Raw genomic sequence first — 18,466 nt, 5'->3', positions numbered from 1 at the left:
CGACGCCATGGCCAACGCGAGGCGTATTGGGCTTTGGTCGAATCGTTTCGCACCGAGCGCGGCCCCAGGCAACGCACCGTGGCCTACCTGGGGCTCATGGATGAGGCGGGCCGACTTGGCGTCGAGCAGGCTGCCGATCCCCAACCGTCGTCACACGGGACCGGGAGTCGTTGTTTGCGTCTCAAGCAATCAACCGTGGGCAATACGTTAACGGGCTGCTAGCCGCCGACGACTTGCCGCTCGACATACTCCAGAATGGCCGCGGCGATGTCGATTTGCAATGCCGCCGCCAGCGCCTTCCATCCCGGCACGGCGTTCACCTCGAGCACATAGGTGCTGCCATCGCTCGCGGGCAATAGATCGACGCCGGCCAGCGGCGCGCCGATGGCGTCGGCCGACCGGCGAGCCAGGGCCGCCATTTCGGCCGTGAGCTCGATCGGCTCCGCCGTGGCGCCGCGGCTGATGTTGGTCCGCCAATCGGCGGCATTGCTGCGGCGCATGGCAAACATCTTTTGGCCGACGACCAACACGCGCACGTCGAAACCGTCGTGTGGGATGAACTGTTGCACGTAGAGCACCGCTCCCATTCCCGCAAGCATCCGAAAAACACGCTCCGCCACGGCCTCGTCTTGCAACCGGGCAATGCCGCGCCCTTCGGAGCCGAAAAGCGGTTTGACCACCGCGTCGCTGCCGAGCGCCGCAAATGCGGCCAGGGCGTCGTCGGCCGTTTGGCAAGCAAATGTATGCGGCACGGGCACTCCAGCCGCCGCCAATCTTGCCGAGGCCAGATATTTATCGACCGCTGCTTCGAGGGCCCGCGGCGGGTTGAACACCGGAATTCCCCCTGCTTCGAGCCGGGCAAGCAAATCCATCCGAAATACGATTTGCTCAAGCGACCCCGGCGGCATCGAGCGCACCAAGACCGCGTCGAACTGTCGCAAATCAATGTCCCGGGAAGCTACCGCAATAGCGCCACACGGCGAGCCGATTTCCGAGTGCAGATCTCGAAACGTTAAAGCGATCAGTTCATGCCGACCGGCGGCCGCACGACGCAAATCGGCCAAATACCAACTGTCGAGTGAGGCGAGAATGGCGAAATGCACGGCGCGGATGAAGCTCCAGACTCGGGCTAGATGTCGTGAAGCTCGGTGCCGAACGATTTGCGAATCACGTCGGACATCGTTCGGCCGAAACGGAAGCTGCGGCCGGTGTCGAGATTCGCCAGTGTCACGACCGCGGGGCTGAACAAATGCGGGTCGATCGCATAAAAATCTTTATTGTAGCGGGTGAAAATTTCGCCGAACGGAGCACCGAAATCCGGCGAGGCGCTGCTCGGGATCTTCGGCCCGATCGCTTCTAAATCGGCATCGGCGCCGCGAACCCAGAGCGTCACCTCGCCGCCATAGAGGATCGCGTCGTTCGTGCGGCCGATCGCGGTAAGATCGTCGGCCGCGACCGGCGGCAGTGGAGCAATGCCGTAGCCGCTTTCAATCCGGTGCAAATCAAAGCCGAGTTCGAACAGTTTGTGCAACGCCGTTTCGAGCGAGCGGGCGACGATTTGAACGGTGCCGGCCTGGCTCGCCGTCGGGGCAACCAGGATCGTCAAGTGATCCGGCGCAACTCCGCAGGCTTCCGCCAAAGTTTTCAGCACGTCGGGCGGCGGAAGGCGACGGGTTTCAAGCACGCCGACAGCCGAAGTTGGCCGCTCGTGGATACCCAGCGTTTCAAGCAACGATTCTTTTCCGGCCGCAGCCCGCATCGGCCCCGAGGCCATTGCGAAATAGTCCCCTTGCTGCACTTTCCAGCCCGCATACTCCGCCGCCATGCAGGCGAGGACCGGCCAATCGGATCGCACGACAACGGCCAAACCGAGCGATAAATCATGCGGAGCTGGGACAAGCGATACGTCTCCCAAACCGGCCATGCAAACGTCCGCCAGCCGCCGGCCCGCTTCCAGACCGCCGCGAGCGTCGATTCCACAATCGATCACGGTCGGGCCAGCCGTTGCCTGATGCACCGCAATGCGCAGTAACTCGGCATCGGCAATCATCTGCCGGCAGATTGCAGCGGCTCGGGAATTCAAGTTGGAATCCATCCGGCGACCAAGCTATTCTTCAACGCAGGGCCCGGCGCGCTGGGGTGTGCCACTGGCAAGCGTAGTCTGCCAGTGCCGCCCCGCGAGTTGACGTCAAACCGCCAAACGCACTGGCCGACTGCGCTGGCCGTGGCACACTTCGAACCGTATTTGCCGGCAACGCCTGTTATGCCTTCGTCGGCGAAGGCGGGGCTCCGCCCATTAGCGGCGCGTGCCCCAGGGCGCGGCGGGCGACGCTCATTTGCCCACAGTGCAATCCTTCGTGCCAAACAATAAGCTCGAACATCGATGCATTATCGGTCAGAAATGCCGGCCCTCCGCCGGCGAGCGGCTTGCTCAATTCTTCGTCGCTCAATTTTTCGAGCACGGCCAATAGCGCCTGCCGGCGCTCGCGAAATAATCGCAAGGCTTCGTCCGGAGTCGGATAGATGGCCGGATCATCGACCGGATGGCTGCCCATGCCGAACAATTCCTTGTAATTGGCGGGCAACTCGACGGCCCTTTCCGGAGCCAGTTTCGAGATCACGAAGTTGTCGGTCGATGTCATGTGGCCAATGAACCACATTGCATGGTTGGCCGACGGATCGACTTGATACACCCAATCGTCGGACGTCTTGAAATCGGCCAGCATGCCTTCGCTGGTCTTGCGTGATTGATCGAGCCACAGTTTCAAGCGATCTTTCTGGGCCATGGCGATTTCTCCGGGATTGTGGCCAAAGGGGTCAGGGCACATTTTTCGGCGGAAGGTCAAACTGCGATTCTTCGCGCGCGGGTTGCCGAAAAATGAGCCAGACCCCGGCTATGCGAATCGTTTGCCTGCCGCAGCATCATATCAATTTTCACCCGTTTGACGACGGGCGGGCGAAACCGTACAACAGGGCTGGCGACGACGGAGCATCGACGCGAGCCGATGGTGGCGCCTTCCTCGACATCGCCGGAGCAAGCTTCGACATCGCGTTTCGCCGGCGTCGGCCTCCGATGAGAGGCCCCCGCGAAGGGGATCTGTGAACTTGGTCAGGGACGAAAGTCAGCAGCCATAAGCAGTAATTTTCTTGTGCGGTGGGTCTCTCATCGGCGGCCGATGCCCTGTCAGAACACTTGCCGGACCGCTTGCGCGGATTATTCATAGTGCCAGGAATTTGCGACACGCTGTGAGATAGTAGCCCGAAGCGTTAGCGAGGGTGAGCCTCGATGGCCCCCTCGCTTACGCTTCCGGCTAGTGTGACGCCATGAATAATCCGGGTTTGCGCGCTTCATTGGCACCAACGCCCTATCGTCCATGGATGAAACGCCCGCAATCGCAGCGCCTGGGTCGAGCGGCGGCGAATACATCGTCGTTGCCCGACGCTACCGGCCGCAAACCTTCGACGAGCTAATCGGCCAGGAGCATGTCGCCCGCGGATTGTCGGGCGCGATCCTGTCGCATCGCGTGGGGCACGCATATCTCTTCACCGGCGCTCGCGGAGTCGGCAAAACATCGGCCGCCCGAATTCTGGCCAAAGCGCTCAATTGCGTCCATGGTCCGACGCCGACGCCTTGCAATCAATGCGATATCTGCCGCAGCATCAGCGCCGGCGACGATGTCGACGTGCTCGAGATCGACGGGGCGAGCAATCGCGGCATCGATGAAATCCGCCAGTTGCGGCAAAACGTCAACATGCGGCCGAGTCGTGCCCGCTTCAAGATCTACATCATCGATGAAGTTCACATGCTCACTCGCGAGGCTTTCAACGCTTTGTTGAAAACGCTCGAAGAACCGCCGGAGCATGTGAAATTCATTTTCTGCACGACCGAGCCGGAAAAAATTCCGATCACCATCCTCTCGCGCTGCCAGCGCTACGATTTCGCCGGCATCCAATCCGATTCGATTGCCCGCCGGCTGCGGCAAATCGCAGCCGCCGAAGGCGTCGAGGCCGACGCCGACGCGATCGCGCTTTTGGCCCGGCGGGCGGCCGGCTCGATGCGCGATAGCCAATCGCTGTTGGAGCAGCTTCTCTCGCTCGGTGGAAAGCGGCTCACGACCGCCGACGTGCATGCGATGCTCGGCACTGCCGGCGGCGCGCGGCTTGATGGATTGGTCGCTTATTTGGTCGACCATCAACCGGCCGGCGCGCTTGCCGAGCTCGACGCGGCGATTGGCGAAGGGGTCGATGTCGGGCAGTTGCTCGACCAATTGCTGGGCTACTTCCGCGATGCGATGGCCGCGGCGGCCGGTTGCGGGCCAGAGAATTTTCTCTACACCGATCCTGGCGGCCAGAGTGCGCTTGTCGCCGCGGGACAGCAACTCGGGATCGAAACGATTCTCGCCATTTTGCAGATCATCGAGCAAACGCTGTGGCGATTGCGTTTCAGCACGCAAGCTCGAACACTGGCCGAGATGGCCCTGGTGCGGATCGCAAAACTGGATGATCTAGACCGTCTTTCGGATTTGATCGCCGAATTTCGTTCGGGCGCCGCGGTCACCGCGCCTGCGCCGAATGCGGCTGCTCCACGAGCGCCGAGCGCTGCCAGCCCGGCGGTGTCCAACTTGCCGGCAGCAAAAAAAAAAGATGAACTGATGCCGACGGGCAGCGATGTGCCATCGCCGCCGCCTGCGGCCAATGTCTCGCAGCCATCTTCAGGCGGGGCGGTTTCGGTTCGCGAGATTGTGCCCGCCGCGGAAACTCGCTCAACGCCTCTGCCTCCCTTGCCAGATCCGCTCAAATTGTTTCAGCAAGCCGCTGAAAACGTCGGCGGGTTGGTCGCCAGTTCGGCGCTTGAGGCGGAATCGGCCACACTGGGCGAGTCGGCCGCAGCCGGTGCTGCAATCGGCGCGCCACTTCAACTGGTCGTTACCTTCCCGGCAAAGTACAATTACGGCAGAACAATTTGCTCGGGGGCCGACGCGACAAAACGATTGGAACGGGCGCTGGAAGAAATGGCCGGCAGCCCAATCCGGCTGGCGTTGACGGTGGCCGAAGGAGTGGCGACATCCGGGGCTGCGGCGGAACCCCTGCGGCCGATGTCGTCGCGGCAGCGGGAGATGCAGTTGTTGCAAAATCCGCTCGTGCGCCGGGCTTCCGAGCTGTTCGTGGCCAATCCCGTGTTCCGGGAAGCCGGCGGCAAGGATTGAAGTTCGCGAAAGCGAAAAGGGACCAGCGAAACAGAAGCAGCGAAAACGGATAGCGAAACGAGGCTGCTGCACCGCGGCTCAGCACCAGGAGCGAAGAGGATGTTCAAAGGCATCGGCAATCTGGCATCGATCGTCAAGCAAGCGCAGCAAATGAGCACGAACTTGCAGGCCGCGCAAGAGTCGCTCAAGGGCCAACGGGCCGTGGGCCGGGCCGGCGCGGATATGGTCGAGGTCGAAGTCAACGGTTTGGGGCAGGTGCTCCGAATCACCTTGGACCAAGGCCTCGTCGAGCGCGGCGATCGCGAGATGCTGGAAGATCTGATTCCCGCCGCGGTAAATCAGGCCCTCGCCAAAGCCAAGGAATTGCACCGCGACGCCCTCAAGGAAATGACCGGCGGAATCAGCTTTCCTCCGTTGGACGATCTGCTCGCGCAGGTGGACACGTAAGCTCAGGCTTTCGAGGATGCCCGGCGGATCGCTAAGGCATTTCTTTGACAAACGTTCCGGCCTATACCGATTTTCGCTATTGCGTTGAATCTTATGCCGCTGGTGACTGAATCCGTCGGACGCTTGATCGAAGAACTCGCCAAATTGCCCGGCATCGGTCGGAAATCGGCGGAACGGCTCACTTACCACATTTTGCGGGTCAACAAGAACGAAGCAATGGGCTTGGCCGATGCGATTCGCGACGTTAAGGAAAACGTTCGCTACTGCAAAACGTGTTACAATCTGGCCGAGGCCGACGAGTGCGTGATATGCAGCGATCCGAAGCGCGATCGCAGCTTGCTTTGTGTGGTCGAGCAACCGCGAGACCTCATGGCTTTGGAGCAAGCGGGCGTTTATCGGGGGTTATATCACGTGCTTTTGGGCCGAATCGCCCCGCTTGAGGGAATCGGCCCCGATCAATTGACGATCGGCCCTTTGATCGCGCGAATCCGCAACGGAAATTTTTCCGAAGTCATCATGGGCACGAATCCGACGCTGGAAGGGGACGGAACGGCCTTATATATTGCCAATCAACTGGCCGATTCGCCGGCGCCGATCACGCGTTTGGCCCGCGGCATCACGACCGGGAGCGTGCTGGAATTCGCGAACAAAGAGATTTTGAGCGACGCGCTGGTAGGTCGACAAAAATTTTAGGCACGATTTTAGCACTCCGGCCCGCGAAAGCGCGATAAAATTGATGTGCCACTAATTCCGCTCCGTAACGGTAGAACCATGCGGCTCGATCCCAAGGCCGCCACAACCAACATAGCGTGACCGCCATGCGACTCTCATTCGGACAAGAACTTCGGCTCGTGCAAAAACAGGTGCTCGCGCCGCGCATGATCCAGTCGATGGAAATTCTGCAGTTGCCGATCATGGCCTTGCAGGAGCGCATCGAGCAGGAAATGCAGGAAAACGAAGCGCTCGAGCTGCTGGAGCAAGACCCCGACCTGCCCGAAGAAGAAACCGAAGTCCAAAATCCCGACGCTCCCACGCCCGAAGAACGCGAACTGGTCGTCGACGAGACGAAAGACAACGAAGCGGATTTCGAACGCCTTCTGAACATGGATTCGGAGTGGCCCGACCATTTCGAAGAGCGTACGCGTCCCTCGGCCACCCGGGTCGATGAAGCCGGCGACCGCCAGCACGACGCAATGGCCAACATGGTCGATCGCCCCCAGTCGCTCCACGACCACTTGCACGACCAGCTGGGATGGTTCGATCTCGAAGAGCCGCTGCGGCAGATGTGCGACCGGATCATCTACAATCTCGATTCGAACGGTTGGCTGCAAGGCCGGCTGGACGATCTCGTCGATTCGGCCGGCGGACCGGAGCAAATGGCATTGGCCGAACGGGCATTGGCCACCGTGCAACGGCTCGATCCTCGCGGCATTGCCGCTCGCGATCTGCAAGAGTGCTTGCTCTTGCAGCTCGTGCCGGGCATGCCCTACTACGAACAACTGAAAACGCTGATCACGAACCATCTCGAAGACATCAAGCACAACCGCCTGCCGCAAATCGAGCGGCGGACCGGCTTGTCGATCGACGTGATCAATCGCACGCTGGTCGAACTGCGGAAATTGAATCCCAAACCGGGGGCAAATTTCGCCGGCGGGCTGGTCCCCAGCGTCACGCCCGACGTGTTTATCGAAGAGGCCGAGGGGGGGCATTACAAGGTGCGCCTCGAAGACACGCGAACTCCAAATCTCTTCATCAGCCCCTACTACCGCCAACTGCTCACCTCGTCGGAAACCGACGAGAAAACACGCGAATACATCAAGCGCAAGATCAACTCGGCGCAATGGCTGATCGAATCGATCGAGCAGCGCCGCAACACGCTCACTCGCGTGGCCCAAGCGATCGTCGATCATCAGACCGAATTCCTGAGCAAGGGCCCCGAATTCATCGAACCGCTGAAAATGCAGCAAATCGCCGACAAGGTGGGCGTGCATGTCACGACGGTGAGCCGGGCGGTCGACGACAAGTGGGTGCAAACGCCCCGCGGCATTTTTCCGCTCAAGCGATTCTTCGTCGGCGGCACCGTGAGCGCCGGCGGCGAGGAAGTCGCCTGGGACGCCGTCCGCATCAAGCTGCAAGAGATCGTCGATCACGAAAACAAGCATCATCCCTTTAGCGACGACGAACTGGTCAAGGAACTCTCGAAGCACGGCCTGACCGTGGCCCGCCGCACGGTGACCAAATATCGCAAGGCGATGAATATTCCCAGTTCGCGGCAACGCCGCGACTGGACGGCCGACAATTCCGCCCCGGCCGCTGAATCGGCGCCGGCTGCCGCATCGAACGGCCATTCCGCGGCTCCGCACGATGATGAACACGATGCGGATGAAACCGATTCGCACCCTCCGGAAGCGACTTTGCCACCAGCCGCGATTTCGAGCAATGCGATCTTCGACAACGCAGCCATTGGCGCCGTTTCGCCGCCCGCAACGCCATTCGGTCTGGCGCCATCTACAACGTCGAGCGACGTGATTTCGCACAACGGCGATCACCACGACGGTTCGGACGCAACTGCCTCAGCTGAAATCGCTCCAATTCTGACCCAACCGCCGACCGGCGCGTAATCCGTTTGCCACAAACGTTTGGATTCTTTGAATCGCGCGACGATCTCGCGCCTCGGTTTTTCCATAGCCCCAGCGTTCATGCCGGGGAATGCCCGCGTGACACGGCCCTCGTTAACCCGCTTCAGCGGGCGTACCGGCACGGCGGCTTCAGCCATCGGCGGCGCGAGGTTCCGTGGCTAAAGCCAAATTCGCGAAGCCCGATGAACGGGACTGGAAAAACCTAACGCGCCTTCCCCCCGAGGCGTAAACGCGGCGAGTTTGACATCGTTCTCCTGCCCCTGTCGTCCAACCCACAGGCCTCGACCCGACCCCCGACCACCTGCGCCTCTTCTCTCTCATGCTCGACCACGTCGTTCGCGTCGCCACCGGCAGCCGGCTCCATTTCGGGATGTTTTCCTTTGGTTACGATTTCGATTCGGCCGCCGTGCGTCAATTTGGTGGTGTCGGGCTGATGGTCGCCGAGCCGGGGATTCGATTAAGCGTTCGGCCGGCGCCGATCTTGGACGCGACCGGACCGCTGGCCGACCGGGCCGTCGCGTTCGTGCGTCGAGCAGCCGCGGCTTTGCAGCTGCCCGGCGTACCGCAATGCCACATTCGCATTGAATCGGCCCCTCGCGAGCATATTGGCCTCGGCACCGGCACTCAGCTCGGCATGGCCGTCGCCACGGCGATCCACATCCTCGCGGGCCGGCCACTCGGTTTGCCCGGCGAAGTGGCCGCGACGGTCGGCCGCGGTCAGCGCTCGGCAATCGGCTCACACGGGTTCGCCGTCGGCGGTCTGCTGGTCGAAGCGGGCAAGCGCCGGCCGGATGAGATCTCGCCGCTCGTGGCCCGAAAAGAACTTCCCGCGGCTTGGCGGATATTACTGCTGACACCGCGAAACGCGACGGGATTGTTCGGCGACGTGGAGCGGCAGGCCTTTGCCAGCCTTCCGCCGGTGCCGCCGGAAACGACCGCCGAGCTTTGCGCCGAATCGCTACTGCACCTGCTGCCGGCCGCCGCCGAAGCCGATTTCGCCGCATTTAGCGCGAGCGAGTATCGCTTCGGCCAGATTGCGGGCAAGTGCTTCGCCACCCGCCAACAGGGCATTTTCTTCGATCAAACGGCGGCGCAGCTCGCCGCCCGGCTGCGAGCGCTTGGCATTGAGGGAGTCGGCCAAAGCTCGTGGGGCCCGACGTTGTTCGCCGTGCTGCCAAGCGAATCCGCCGCGCACGAGATCGCCGAGCGAATCCGCGACGAGGCGAACGCGGCCGATTACGATCTAATCCTCACGCGTTGCGCCAGCGAAGGCGCCCGACTGGAAGTCGACTAACTTGTTCCTCACCTTCCCCGTGTCCTCCGCGTCTCCGCGTGAGCCATCTTCGTAAAAATTCCCGCTGGGGCAACACTTCACGAGCCCCGCGTTTGCAATTCGGCCAACGATTGGCTAACGTCAAGCGAACTTGATTTCGTTCTTTATTTCCGGCTGCTTCGAGGCCGGATTTGCAGGCGGGGATGAACCAGGGAAAACTTGCTTCGCTCGATCCGATCGGGGATCGCCTCATGGCGATCTTCTGGCGCAAACCCGCGCCGAACGTCGCGGAACGGAGCCGCCGCCGGATCACGCTGCATCTCGTTCCGCTATTGTTCTTTCTCTATATCCTCGCCTACATCGACCGCTCCAATATCTCGGTCGCCAATTTGGGCATGCAAGCGCCGCCCGAGCATGGCGGGCTGGGGCTGAGCAATGAATTGATCGGCGTTGCTTCCGGACTGTTTTTTTGGGGCTACTGGATTCTCGAAATCCCCAGCACACTGTCGGTCGAGCGCTGGGGCGTGCGCTGGGTGTTCGTGCGGATTCTGATTCTGTGGGGGATCACCGCATCCATTATGGGCGCAATCGGCACCCCGGCGATGTCGGCTGCGTTTGGCTGGCTGCCGCACATCAGTGAGAATCTCGGTTTCTTGTCCGGCTTGGCGCGCTTTTACAACGGCTTGGCGCATGAGCCCGGCGATCAGCTCAAGCTGTTTCGGTTTTTGCTCGGGTTCTTCGAAGGAGGATTTTTTCCTTCGGTGATCGTGTATCTCTCCTATTGGTTTCGCAGCGAAGATCGAGCCAAAGCGATCGCCGGCTTCGCGCTGGCGATGCCGCTGTCGATGGCCGTGGGAAATTGGATATCGAGCTTGCTGATCGAGGTCCATTGGTTCGGCGTGATCGGCTGGCGTTGGGTGTTTATCGTCGAAGGAGCACTGCCGGTATTGGCCGGGATCGCCACATTTTTTCTGCTTCCCAATCGTCCGAGCGAAGCACGCTGGCTCAACGAGGAAGAACGCAATTGGCTGGCTGGCGAACTCGACCGCGAGCGGAAGCAAAAACAGCTTGCTCGGGCGCAGGCGGGGTGGCAACGGCATCTGCTGATCGTGCTGCTGCTGACGACGGTCTATTTCTGCCAGAACATCACGATCTACGGCGTCGGCTTTTTCATGCCGAAGATCATGGGCACTTGGCTGCCGTCGCTGCCTTACACGGTGCGGCTGTGGTTGGGTGTGGCCGGAAAGATGCCGGCCGACCTACTGCTTACCCGGCAGGAGCATGCCAAGGCGCTACTGGCAGTTCTGCCGTATTTGGTGTGCGTCGTGGCGCTGTTGCTGAACGCCCGGCATTCCGATCGCACGCGCGAGCGCACATGGCATGCGGCGATTCCACTCGCGATACTGAGCATCGGCATGTTTTTAGTGTCGCAACTGGATGGCCATCCTTGGCTCGCGATTCTGGCGATGATTTTCGTGGTGGGCAGTTGCATCTTCACGCACATTCCGGCGTTTTGGCCGATGCCGACAATGTTTTTGGGCGCCGCTGCCGCGGCTTCGGCGATCGGCTTCATCAACATGATCGGCAACCTGGGCGGCTTCGTCGGCCCAGTGATCGCCGGCTATTCGGAGCAGCAGCACAACATGGCCCCCGCGATCCGCAATTTATCGCCGTGGGCACTGATCGGCGCGGCAATCCTCGTGTCGATGGATCTTTTTCGGCGGGCGAAGATGCGGCGGAAGGCTCCGTAGCGCGGCGATTTGTGGTTTCAACTCGTGCAACAACTCCTCAAACCATCCCCCGCCATATCAAATCGGAGGTTGCCGTGGAGAGCGAGGACTGCCGCCAAGGTGAATCCCGACACGCGCTCGTCGAATCGGCGGACATCGAGGGCGCAATCGCGTCGGTAAGTAAATCCATCGAAGCGGAGCCGCTTAACGACCTGCGATACCGCGAGCGTGCCCACTTGCATCTCTTTCTAGTGAGACTCAGCAAGCGCGATCCGATTTCGATGTCACCGCCCGGCTCTCGGACGGGGCCTTCGGCACTCGTCCGGGCCGACTTCATTCGGACAGCGAGCAGAACGCAATCGGGGTGACGTATTGGATGGAAGGGCACAGACCACGATGCGCTGGCCTACGCTTACGACCACATCGACGAAATCGAGGCCGCTCTTTTGGCCGACGATGAAGCGACCGTCAAATCGCGTATGACCGCTGCCAAATCCGGATGATCGCGGCAAAGCTTCTTACGGACGAAAATGTGTTTACGGCGTTGTCGCTCCGGCTTTGCGCAAAGCCGGCATCGACGCCGTAAGCACGCGGGAAGCCGGCCGGCTCGGAGAATCCGACGAATCGCAATTGATTTGGGCTGACGAGCGAAAATCGAACCCTCGTAACGTTCAACGTGGCGCATTTCGCGGCACTGCATACGGCTTGGGTTCATCGTGGGCAGCCACACGCCGGAATCATCGTGTCAAGCCAATGCCCGATCGGCGAGTTGCTTGGCAGATTGCGCCGCCTCGTGGGTAAATTGGATGCGATTTCGCTCAGGAATCGGCTTGAATTCTTGACGGACTGGTGACCAACGACGCTCCCTTGCTGGCGCGGCCGGTTTCGGGTTACGTTTGCGCAATGCAGCGGTCAAAGGTCGTCGATGCCGAATTGGGTCAGTTTTTTGCGCAGGGTCATGCGGTGCAGGCCGAGGGTTTTGGCGGCAGCGGCGCGCTGGCCGTGATGCTGGGCCAAGACGGCTTTCAAGAGCGGCGGCTCGACCAAGCCCAAAAGTTGCTCGTACAGGCCCTCGACTTCGGCGCCATTGGCAGCGCCGCCGTTTTTCAATCGCGCTTCCGCCCAACGGCGCACCAGCGCGGCGATCGCCGCTTCGTCGCTCGATGAACCAGCGCTTTCGACCAGCGGGGTGGGCGAGCCGGGCGGAGCGGCGGCGGGCGGCGGCAGATGTTCGACGCCGATCGTGCCCGCCCGAGTCAGAACCAATGCATGTTCGATCGCGTTTCGCAATTCTCGCACGTTGCCATACCAAGGCCGGCGTTCGAGTTCCGCAAGCGCTTCGGCGGAAAGCCTTGCCGGAGGCGCGCCGCTCTTCTCGGCGAAGGCGGCCAAGAAATACTCTGCCAGCGGGCGGATGTCGTCGCGGCGGGCGCGGAGCGGCGGCACGTCGATCTGAAACGTGCTCAGGCGGAAGTATAAATCGTGGCGAAATGAACCGCCGGCCACACGGTCTTGCAAATTGCGATGCGTCGCCGAAACGACCCGCAAATCGATTTCGATCGGCCGGCCGGCACCGACCGGCAACACGTCGCCATGCTCGACCGCCCGCAGAAGTTTCACTTGCAACGTGGCTGGAATCTCGGCCACTTCGTCAAGAAAAATCGTGCCGCCGTGCGATTGCTCCAATAGCCCGCGATGCGGTTGGTCGGCTCCGGTGAATGCCCCGCGAACATGGCCGAATAGCTCGCTTTCCACCAGTGCCGGGCTGAGCGCCGCGACGTTCACGGCCACGAACGGCCCCGCATGGCGGCGGCTGAATTGATGTACGGCGCGGGCGATCAATTCCTTGCCCGTGCCGCTTTCGCCCGACAAATGGACGCAGGCCTCCGACCCTGCCACGAGCGCGATCCGCTTGAACACCTCTTGCATCGCGGCCGAACGGCCGACCAGCCCTGCCACATGCGGGCCGGCCCCGGCCGCATCGGGCGATTGCGCCGGTTGCGCCGATTCGGTCCGCCATCGCATGGCCCGCTCGATGACATGCTGCCCGAGCGAAAGATCGAATGGTTTTACCAAATACTCGAACGCCCCACGGCGCACCGTTTCCACCGCCGTCGCCAGATCGCCGTAGGCCGTGATGACCACGATCGGGGCCGTGCCGATGAGCGGCCGAAAATGCTCGATGGCCGTGAGACCATCCATGCCGGGCAGGCGCACGTCGAGAATCACGAGATCGGGCGGCTGCCGGGCGGCGGCTTCGAGCCCGGCCTCGGCGGAGGAGGCCGTAACCACTTCGTGGCCCATCTCCTTCGCGAGGCGCGAAAGCCCCCAGCAGATCGTGGATTCATCATCGACAACAAGCAATCGCATGGAGCAAGATCTCACAAGTGAAGTTGAGCCAAGGCCGCGCAGGCCGCCTTTACACGTTCGACACGAAACCGCAAGCGAGCATCGATTCTCGATTAATGCGGGCGCTCGCTTGCGATTTCGCGATTCCTCGCTCGCGCTTCGGGCTAACCTTATCGCGCGTCGTCGCTAATGTTCGAACTCGTGTGAGTCATGCTAACCCGAGGCGTTCGCGACGGGTTCTTTGGCGACGGCGGGAAACGCGACGGTGAATTGCGTTAGCCCGAGGTCGCGACGCCAGCTTAATTCGGCGCCGTGCTCTTCGGCAATCTGCCGCACGACGGCCAGGCCGAGGCCGGTGCCGTCGGGCTTGTCGGTGACAAACGGTTCGCCGAGCCGCGCGGCCACCGCGGCGTCCGGCCCCGGCCCGCTGTCGCTTACGCGGCACACTACGCGGCCATCCGGCTCGCGGCCGATTTCCATCCGGACGATTCCGCCGCTGCCATTGGCGGCAGTGCCGCGAACGGCCGATGCCGCTTCGATCGCATTCAATAGCAGGTTAATGAGCAATTGGCCGATCGTGTGGCTGTCGCCAACGACGGCGCGCGATTCCGCCGGACGGACGAATTGCAGGTCGATATGCGCATGCTCGCAGGCCGGCCGCACCAGTGGAAGCACATCTTCCACCACGGCTGCTAGTTCCAGCGGGCGTTGCGCCGCGGGCATCGCCCGAGTTTGCTGCGGCCGGCCGAGGGTCAAAAAACGTTGCAGATAGGTTTCCATCAGGGCCATTTGGCGTACGGCGACGTCGAGCGTTTCCGAATCATCTCCTGCTGCGCAAACGCGGCGATGCAGATCGAGGGCCAGGCGGGCGCCGGTGGCGGCATTGCGGATTTGATGAGCGATGCCGGCGCCGAGCTGTCCGAGCGTGCGCAGCCGTTCGTTCTGCCGCACGTCGGCCTCGTAGCGGGCCAATTGCTCGACCATGTGGTTGATCGAGCGCGCGAGGTCCTGAATTTCATCGTTGCGGTGAGCCAAGGGCATCGGGCGAAAGTCTCCTTGCTCGATCGCCGCCGCTTGCCGGCGCAAAGTTTCCAGCGGTTGCACCACTCGCCGCGCCAACAGCGCCGTGACGAGCATTGCCACGAGCACTGCCGCTCCGCCGACTGCCAATAGCGGGTAGATCGCCTGCCGGCGCACGGCCGACCATTGCTCCTCGGGATAGAGCACCGCGAGCGACAGCGGTCCGGCCTCGTCGCCGCCGCGGTTGGGCACGAGCAGCAGTGCCGCCAGATAGCTTTCGCCTCCGATCGAAAGGGCATTGCCCTCGGCGAAGCCGCTCAGCTTTCGAGTGCGTGGCAAGTGGCGGAGCGAAGCGAGATCGGCCTCGGCAAATGGGTGCGAAGCCGCTTGCAATGTTCCGGTCGCGTCGAAGGCGACAAATTTTGCCCCCGACAGCCCGCTCATTTTCGACAGCACCGATTCGGTGAGTGGAAACGAGGCGTCGGTGAGCGTTGTCACGACGCGGGCCAGATTTTCTTCTTGCCGCGCACGAATCGAATTCGCCACCAACACCGCCGATACGCCGCTCGAGCCGATGATCGCGACGATCACGACCAAAAGCATCGGCAGCAGGAGTTGCAGGCGGATGGGCCAACGCATGGAAAGCCGACTGTTTTCCAAGAACCAGGGGAATCTAATGTATGGTAATCGAAAAATTGGGTTGGAACATGCGATTGGGCGCGGCGCGCGGCAAACGCGGACGCGCGAAACCGCAAGCGAGGGGCGAGACGGGACGAGATAGTAGGGCCGATTATGAATCGGCATCGGTCTGGTTCAGCCTGTCGCGGACTTGCTGCCAAGCGGTTTGGATGACCTGCTGGGCGGCGGCGGAAATTAGGCTCCGGCCGACGGTTGCGGCCAGCCCTTTGAGTTCGACCACCTCGGCTGTCCAAGATAGCTTCGAGCCGGTTGAATCGGCAGCAATGCGAATGTGGCTTTCGACGCCGATTTGCGTGCCGATGCCGCGGGCCGCGACATGCATTGCCGCCGACGCCGGCCGATCGATTTCCCCGAGCACGATCGTTACGCGGAGCGTTCCGCGGAGAAACGAAAACCCCGGCCGCACCACGCATTGCAGCGTCCGCGCGTCGATCTTGTCGGCCGAGACCAGATCAGGGATTGCCGCCGAAAGCTGGTCCAAATCGGTCAACAGCTCGAACACGCGTTCGGGCGCGGCGTCGAATTTCTCTTCGCCGCCGAAGGTGAGAGAGGACATGTCGCTGGCCATCGGCAAAAGGAATGCGTCGTGTGGCAATGATCGTAGCAGGCGCAGTTCCTGCGCCGGCGGCGATGCCGATTCACTCAGGCTCGCCATCGGACACCGCCAAAAACTCTGCTTCTTCAACCATGCGCAGCGCCGATTCTTGCTCGCGGTCGAAACGCTTGCACAGGATGGTGGCACGCGTTTCAAGTGGCCGAGGGCATACGGAGTTTGCCTGCTACTTTATCGCGCCGGCCAGGCGAAAAGGCGAATCGTGTTGCCGTCGGGATCGAACGTCACCACTTCGCGAAATCCCTCCGGGTCGCATTCGGGGCGCGATACCTGCGAGCCGGCCCGCTCCAACTGTTCGATGGCCCCATCGAGATCGTCGACTTCGAAACCCAGGCTCCAACGCGGACTGGCCGGTCCGGGATGGTGCCGGGAGATCAGCGCCAAACGGGTGTCGCCGGCCTCGAGCAATGCATAGCCATCTTCCACCACGCGCACCATCACCCGCAACCCCAGCGCTTCGCGATACCAGCGAACGCTGGCCTCCCAGCGGGCCGTTCGCAGTTCGACGCAATAGAGGCCCGGCCTTCGGATCGTCATTTCTGGGAGGTGCTGCGGGGTGCTTGGAGGCAGGGAACGGATCGGGCGGGAAGTGAACAATACGGCAAGCGCGCTTGTCTATGTGCTGTGGAAATCTAGCATTTTCTCTGGGTCAGATTCCCCGGGTGGGCCAGTTTTTCGAGCCCCGTTGGAAGCCCTGGGAGAGCTGACATTGACCCCCGGGTCGGTTTCACTAAAATGTTGCGATTCTTGAAGTTAAAGGAGGCTGTGAGGCTTTGAGACCATGAGACTATTAGGGCGCGCAAGCGTCCTGTGCCTCGTACCTCAAAGCCTCACAGTCTCAAAGCCCACAGCCGTGCCCGCCCCATGTCCGACCTGCTAGCTTCTCGCCGCGACAAGCTCGATCAGCTCCGCGCGCTCGGGATCGACCCCTGGGGGGGCCGATTCGACGGCCAGCAGCCGATCGGCGACGTGCGCCGTCGCGAGAGCGAAATCACCGTGACGCCGCCGCCGGCCGACGCTCCGGAGCGGCATGCCGAGCAGCATGGCCCGCGAGTTCGCGTCGCCGGCCGGATCGTGCTGATGCGCGACACCGGCAAGCTGATTTTTCTCGATTTGCGCGATTGGACCGGCCAAATTCAAGTCTACATCGGCAAGAAGCAGGTTGGCGAGCGCAATTGGGCCGTGGCCGAATGTCTCGATTTGGGCGATCTACTGGGCGTCGAAGGGGAACTGAAAAAGACGCGGACCGGCGAGTTGACGATCTTCGCCGACCAACTCCATTTTCTCACCAAGGCCCTCGACCCGCCGCCCGACAAGCACCACGGCTTGGCCGATCCGGAACTGCGGCAACGGATGCGATATTTGGATCTGGTCCACGGCGAAGGGGTGCTTGAGCGGTTCTTGCGCCGCACGCAGATCGTGCAATCGATCCGCCGCACGTTGGCGGCAGACGCCTTCGTAGAAATCGAAGGTCCGACGCTGCACGCCATCGCCGGCGGCGCCGCGGCGCGGCCATTCATCACCCACCACAATGCCCTCGATATCAAGCTTTATCTGCGAATCGCGTTGGAACTGCATTTGAAGCGGCTATTGGTCGGCGGGGTGGAACGGGTCTACGAGCTCGGCCGCGTGTATCGCAACGAGGGGATTAGCCCGCGGCATAATCCCGAATTCACGATGCTCGAAGCTTATCAGGCCTACGGCGACTACCGTTCGATGATGGACCTCACCGAGCGATTGATCGTCGATGCGATCCGTGCGACCGGGCAGGATTCCAAGCTCCAATGGGGCGGCAAGACGATCGACTTCACGCCGCCTTTTGCCCGCCGCAGCTACGACGAACTTTTCGCCGAAGCCACCGGCATCGCTGCCGGCGACGAAGCGGCCGTGCGAAAGCTCGCCGAGCAAATCGGCTTCGACACCGCCGGCAAGCATCCCGACGTGGTCAAGAACGAAGTGTTCGAGGAGCGGGTCGAAGACCAACTGGCCGGCCCGATTTTCGTGCTCGACTATCCGGCCAGCATCTGTCCGCTCACCAAGCGCAAGCGCGACAATCCGGCGATCGCCGAGCGGTTCGAGCTATTTATTCAAGGCATGGAACTCGCCAACGCCTATACCGAACTGAACGATCCCGATCTGCAAGAACAACTATTGCGAACGCAGTTGGCCGGGCAGAACGAAGAAAACTCGATGGCCAAGATGGACCACGATTTCGTCCGCGCGCTGCGGCAAGGCATGCCGCCGGCAGGCGGTTTGGGGCTGGGCATCGATCGGCTGGTGATGCTGCTGACCGATTCGCCGTCGATACGCGATGTGATTTTGTTTCCGCTGCTGCGGCCGGAAAGTTAGGGTGAGGGTGAGGGGATAGGGTTGGGAAAAAGGCAGAAGAGACGCGCGAAACCGCTAGCGCGGTTCGACGTCAGGCGGCGCGGTGCGGCTCGCTTGCGGTTTCGTGAGTCGAGCGTTTGGCTCCGCCGAAAAATAACTTC

The 18,466-nt window shown here is 61.8% G+C and carries 15 protein-coding genes and 1 other RNA gene; 9 read left to right on the top strand and 7 right to left on the bottom strand.

All coding sequences use genetic code 11. The features are described from left to right. Window positions 1–222: hypothetical protein (locus VHX65_05755; protein HEX3998037.1), on the top strand; the 222-nt coding region annotated here is incomplete at its 5' end. Here the strand turns inward: VHX65_05755 and VHX65_05750 are convergent. The 3 genes from VHX65_05750 to VHX65_05740 all read right to left on the bottom strand — a co-directional run bounded on the left by VHX65_05750 (window position 219) and on the right by VHX65_05740 (window position 2,786). Continuing rightward, complete coding sequence (locus tag VHX65_05750) at window positions 219–941, bottom strand: RimK family alpha-L-glutamate ligase (protein HEX3998036.1); 723 nt, start codon at window positions 939–941, stop codon at window positions 219–221. The two genes, VHX65_05755 and VHX65_05750, sit on opposite strands and share 4 nt — an antisense overlap. A gap of 188 nt (window positions 942–1,129) precedes the next feature. Further along, entirely contained in the window at window positions 1,130–2,083 is a 954-nt protein-coding gene (mch, locus tag VHX65_05745; protein HEX3998035.1) for a methenyltetrahydromethanopterin cyclohydrolase, read from the bottom strand. A 178-nt stretch (window positions 2,084–2,261) separates the two neighbouring features. Continuing rightward, window positions 2,262–2,786 (bottom strand): DinB family protein, encoded by a 525-nt coding sequence (locus VHX65_05740; protein ID HEX3998034.1) that lies wholly within the window; start codon window positions 2,784–2,786, stop codon window positions 2,262–2,264. A 286-nt stretch (window positions 2,787–3,072) separates the two neighbouring features. Here VHX65_05740 and ffs point away from each other — a divergent pair. From ffs to VHX65_05705, 7 genes are all read left to right on the top strand, one after another. Then, window positions 3,073–3,171: signal recognition particle sRNA small type (ffs, locus tag VHX65_05735), an RNA gene on the top strand. Between the two features lie 203 nt (window positions 3,172–3,374). Next, the gene (gene dnaX, locus VHX65_05730) at window positions 3,375–5,207 is read left to right on the top strand and encodes a DNA polymerase III subunit gamma/tau (GenBank protein ID HEX3998033.1); all 1,833 of its coding nucleotides are present in this window, start codon (window positions 3,375–3,377) and stop codon (window positions 5,205–5,207) included. A gap of 99 nt (window positions 5,208–5,306) precedes the next feature. Beyond that, on the top strand, window positions 5,307–5,654 hold the full coding sequence (locus tag VHX65_05725) for a YbaB/EbfC family nucleoid-associated protein (GenBank protein HEX3998032.1): 348 nt from the start codon (window positions 5,307–5,309) through the stop codon (window positions 5,652–5,654). Window positions 5,655–5,747: 93 nt separating this feature from the next. After that, window positions 5,748–6,347 (top strand): recombination mediator RecR, encoded by a 600-nt coding sequence (gene recR / locus VHX65_05720; GenBank protein ID HEX3998031.1) that lies wholly within the window; start codon window positions 5,748–5,750, stop codon window positions 6,345–6,347. A 125-nt stretch (window positions 6,348–6,472) separates the two neighbouring features. Then, window positions 6,473–8,275, top strand: coding sequence for an RNA polymerase factor sigma-54 (gene rpoN / locus VHX65_05715; GenBank protein ID HEX3998030.1), 1,803 nt, complete (start codon window positions 6,473–6,475; stop codon window positions 8,273–8,275). Between the two features lie 337 nt (window positions 8,276–8,612). After that, window positions 8,613–9,587, top strand: a complete 975-nt coding sequence (locus VHX65_05710) for a hypothetical protein (GenBank protein HEX3998029.1) — start codon at window positions 8,613–8,615, stop codon at window positions 9,585–9,587. A gap of 230 nt (window positions 9,588–9,817) precedes the next feature. Continuing rightward, the gene (locus tag VHX65_05705; protein HEX3998028.1) at window positions 9,818–11,317 is read left to right on the top strand and encodes an MFS transporter; all 1,500 of its coding nucleotides are present in this window, start codon (window positions 9,818–9,820) and stop codon (window positions 11,315–11,317) included. An 891-nt stretch (window positions 11,318–12,208) separates the two neighbouring features. Here VHX65_05705 and VHX65_05700 read toward each other — a convergent pair. The 4 genes from VHX65_05700 to VHX65_05685 all read right to left on the bottom strand — a co-directional run bounded on the left by VHX65_05700 (window position 12,209) and on the right by VHX65_05685 (window position 16,514). Beyond that, complete coding sequence (locus tag VHX65_05700; protein HEX3998027.1) at window positions 12,209–13,666, bottom strand: sigma-54 dependent transcriptional regulator; 1,458 nt, start codon at window positions 13,664–13,666, stop codon at window positions 12,209–12,211. 192 nt (window positions 13,667–13,858) lie between these two features. Further along, window positions 13,859–15,304, bottom strand: a complete 1,446-nt coding sequence (locus tag VHX65_05695) for a HAMP domain-containing sensor histidine kinase (protein HEX3998026.1) — start codon at window positions 15,302–15,304, stop codon at window positions 13,859–13,861. Window positions 15,305–15,455: 151 nt separating this feature from the next. Then, window positions 15,456–16,019, bottom strand: coding sequence for an SRPBCC domain-containing protein (locus VHX65_05690; protein HEX3998025.1), 564 nt, complete (start codon window positions 16,017–16,019; stop codon window positions 15,456–15,458). Between the two features lie 129 nt (window positions 16,020–16,148). Continuing rightward, on the bottom strand, window positions 16,149–16,514 hold the full coding sequence (locus VHX65_05685) for a VOC family protein (protein HEX3998024.1): 366 nt from the start codon (window positions 16,512–16,514) through the stop codon (window positions 16,149–16,151). Between the two features lie 327 nt (window positions 16,515–16,841). Here VHX65_05685 and lysS point away from each other — a divergent pair, with 327 nt between their 5' ends. Beyond that, window positions 16,842–18,326: a lysine--tRNA ligase gene (gene lysS / locus VHX65_05680; GenBank protein ID HEX3998023.1), complete on the top strand. Its 1,485-nt coding sequence runs from the start codon at window positions 16,842–16,844 to the stop codon at window positions 18,324–18,326. Window positions 18,327–18,466 lie beyond the last annotated feature (140 nt).

The sequence above is a fragment of the Pirellulales bacterium genome (genome assembly GCA_036267355.1).
Taxonomy (GTDB): Bacteria; Planctomycetota; Planctomycetia; order Pirellulales; family DATAWG01; genus DATAWG01.
This window is presented reverse-complemented; position numbering and strand designations above follow the sequence as displayed.